Annotated in this window: 3 protein-coding genes; all 3 read left to right on the forward strand. The window is 46.1% G+C overall.

What is annotated here, in order from left to right:
* Window positions 1–422: 422 nt before the first annotated feature.
* From DW757_RS18095 to DW757_RS17145, 3 genes are read left to right on the forward strand one after another with little or no spacing between them, the layout of a single operon-like run.
* Window positions 423–740, forward strand: a complete 318-nt coding sequence (locus DW757_RS18095) for a helix-turn-helix domain-containing protein (protein ID WP_347560009.1) — start codon at window positions 423–425, stop codon at window positions 738–740.
* A 32-nt stretch (window positions 741–772) separates the two neighbouring features.
* Window positions 773–1,708, forward strand: coding sequence for an IS3 family transposase (locus tag DW757_RS17140; protein WP_147355653.1), 936 nt, complete (start codon window positions 773–775; stop codon window positions 1,706–1,708).
* 16 nt (window positions 1,709–1,724) lie between these two features.
* Window positions 1,725–2,042 carry a hypothetical protein gene (locus tag DW757_RS17145; RefSeq protein ID WP_118752331.1) on the forward strand — a complete coding sequence of 106 codons (318 nt, stop codon included), beginning with the start codon at window positions 1,725–1,727 and terminating at the stop codon, window positions 2,040–2,042.
* Window positions 2,043–2,132: the final 90 nt, after the last annotated feature.

Genomic DNA, 2,132 nt, shown 5'->3' on the forward strand with positions numbered 1-2,132 from the left:
CTGATATGATCCCTCTAAAGTAGACCAAGGAAAAACCAAAAGTCTATTTTAGGGGGATTTCCATGTCTAAATCACCACACACACCAGAGCAGAAGATAGCAATAGTCAAAAAGTATTTATCAGGAGAATCGACATGTGCGAATTTGGCCAGTACATACAAAGTGGGGATAACTATAATAAGAGACTGGATTCGAAAGTATAGAGAACAGGGAGAAACAGGGTTCTATCGAACTACTGGCAATGCGCATTACAGTAAGGAATTCAAAACAAAGTGTGTCATGGCTGTTTTAAATGGCGAAGGATCTGTGGATGATATTGTCGCAAAGAATAATATTTCTGACAAACGTGTTCTCAGATACTGGATAATGAAGTATAATGCCAATATGGAACTCAAAGATTATGAACCGAAACGGGAGGTCTATATGGCAGAAGCACGGAGAAAGACAACGCTGGAAGAGCGGAAGGAAATTGTAGAGTATTGCATTGCCCATGACAATGACTATAAGGGTGCTGCATCCCGGTACGATGTTTCTTACAGCCAGGTATATTCCTGGGTCAAGAAGTACCGGGAAAGCGGAGAAGAAGGTTTGGAGGACAGGCGCGGACATCGCAAGAGTGACGACGAGGTGGACGAGCTGGAACGCCTGCGGCGGGAGAATCTGCGTCTGAAAAGGCAGCTTAAGGAAAGGGATATGCTGTGTGAGCTGCTAAAAAAAGTGAGAGAATTAGAGGGGATGTGAGGCTCGGGAAGCTGAGATTTGAGTCTGAATACATGGCCATTCAGCATTTCTATGAGAATGAAGGCTGGAGCATTCGCTGGATGTGCCAGCAGCTGGGTATCACCAGAGCAGCCTATTATAAGTGGCTGCATAGAGAGATACCGGAAGCGGAGCAGGAGAACAATCTTCTTGCTCAGTTGATTCGGGAATACGATGACCGATTCAACCATATTCTTGGCTACCGTCGGATGACACTTTACATCAATCAGCTCAATAACAAACACTACAGCAAGAACCATGTTCACCGCATTATGAAAGCACTGAATATCCACTCTGTTATCCGTAGAAAACGGAAGAAATACCAACATTCTAATCCAGAAACAACAGCAGAAAACATTCTAAACCGAGATTTCAATGCCAAAGCACCAAACGAAAAGTGGGCAACGGATGTAACAGAATTCAAATGGTACGAGGGACCTGTTGTGCACAAGCTTTATTTGAGCGCGATTCTGGATTTATATGACCTGTATCCGGTTGCATGGGTTGTAAGCACCAGAAATGACAACAAGCTGGTATTCGATACTTATGCACAGGCTATCGAGCGTTATCCGGATGCCAAGCCAATCTTCCACAGCGACAGAGGTTTTCAGTACACCAGCAAGGTGTTCCAGAACAAGCTCAAACAGCAGGGTATGCGGCAGTCCATGTCCCGGGTTGGGCACTGCATTGACAACGGCCCAACCGAGAACTTCTGGGGTATTGTGAAAAGTGAGATGTACTATCTGAAAACATTCCGGGATGAAGCTTCTTTGCGTGAGGCCATTGCTGAGTACATGACCTTCTATACCACGGAACGCATCCAGGCACGGTTTGACGGGAAAACACCCGCTCAGGTGCGTACGGAAGCTCTTGCCGCCGATACACCCGTGCAGTATCCTATTCCTGTGAACAAGCGGATTCAGGAATACAAGGCACGTTACATTGCCTGAAAGAGAGGTATGCAAAATGAAATTCTGGAAGAAAGTGCCCCAGGAAGCGCGCACAATTCTTACCGAGCAGTACCAAGAATATGTGAAAGAAGTACCTATGACCCCAGCGGAGCGAAAGGAACTACAAGCCTGGGTACGCTCCGGCCACAGTCCTTATGACAACGGTTGGTACATTGCCACTGAAGCTGGTATTCCGATGGATTTCGTAAACGCACTGCGCATGTCTGAGGATATGGAAGACATGATTCCGGAGTATGATACACAGTCTGACGAGATTGTCTTCATACCGAATGACCCGGATGAAGCTGATCCATTTGAAGAACTTCCGTTTTAATGAAAGTACCCGAAGACCAGTGTCCTGATCCTCGGGTACGGTATGCGAGTTTTATTTATTTTCCCGGTCTACTTGACAGGAGGCGGTTCA

The sequence above is a fragment of the Clostridium sp. AM29-11AC genome (genome assembly GCF_003480545.1).
GTDB lineage: Bacteria > Bacillota > Clostridia > Lachnospirales > Lachnospiraceae > Otoolea > Otoolea saccharolyticum_A.

Coding starts and splice junctions, on each gene's coding strand:
- DW757_RS18095 (WP_347560009.1), top strand. CDS start 423: ATGGCAGAAGCACGGAGAAAGACAACGCTGGAAGAGCGGAAGGAAATT.
- DW757_RS17140 (WP_147355653.1), top strand. CDS start 773: ATGGCCATTCAGCATTTCTATGAGAATGAAGGCTGGAGCATTCGCTGG.
- DW757_RS17145 (WP_118752331.1), top strand. CDS start 1,725: ATGAAATTCTGGAAGAAAGTGCCCCAGGAAGCGCGCACAATTCTTACC.